At 60.2% G+C, this 898-nt stretch carries 1 protein-coding gene; it reads right to left on the minus strand.

What is annotated here, in order from left to right; all coding sequences use genetic code 11:
- Positions 1-64: 64 nt before the first annotated feature.
- Positions 65-898 (minus strand): calcium-binding protein (locus PHA01_RS29125; RefSeq protein ID WP_271899724.1); only part of this gene is annotated, 834 nt, incomplete at its 5' end.

Below are 898 nucleotides of genomic sequence, written 5' to 3' on the forward strand. Positions count from 1 at the left end.
CCCCCTTTTTGTTATTTGTATAGGGCGGCGAGCCGGTTATTGCGGCTCGCCGTCAGTTCTCGGACTACAGATGGAAGTCCGAGTTGGTCAGGTCGTGGTTGCCCTTGATGCTCAAGCGCAACTCTGCCCCGCTGTCGCCATCGACGCTGCCCTGGACGATCGTATATTCGCCGTCCTCGCGGGTTTCATGCGTGACAACCAGTTGTGCGGCACCGCTTAAGGTCGAGCCCGCAACCAGCGTGAAGGACTGGTTCCCGCCCGCGCCGCCATTGGCATCGATACCGCCAAGATCGATCTTGTCTCCGGGCTGGAAGCCCGCGATCGTATCTCCGTCTGCATCCCCTGCGGAGAGGAAGCGGAAGGTGTCATTGCCCGCGCCGCCGTCGATGATATTGACGGCACTGCTTGCAGTGATCGTATCGTTGCCGGAACCGGTCACGACATTCTCGACATTCCACAGTGTGTCATTGCCCGATTGACTGCTCGATGCACTTCCCCGGCCCGCAAAGCCCGTTCCGAGGTCGACTGTGAGGTTCGCTGTGATTGCAGCCATGTCGAGCGTATCGCTGCCGGCATCGCCGTAGTAGTTGTCATTCCCGTCGCTGGCTTCAGCGAGGAACATGTCGTTGCCATCTCCACCATGTGCCGTGTCGTCGCCGGAACCGGTATTGATCAGATCGTTTCCAGCATCGCCGAAGATGCGGTCTGATCCGGCATCGCCATAGAGCATGTCGTTGCCGGCTCCGCCGAGGATATCGTCGCTGCCAGCACCGCCGAAAGCCATGTCATCGCCGCCTTCCGCACTGATGAAATCATCGCCTTCATCGCCGCGGATGACATCGGCACCGCCGCCGCCCACCACCGTGTCATTGCCGCCCAATGCTATGATGTTCTCGCC

The sequence above is a fragment of the Candidatus Phyllobacterium onerii genome, from assembly GCF_028331445.1.
Taxonomy (GTDB): Bacteria; Pseudomonadota; Alphaproteobacteria; order Rhizobiales; family Rhizobiaceae; genus Phyllobacterium; species Phyllobacterium onerii.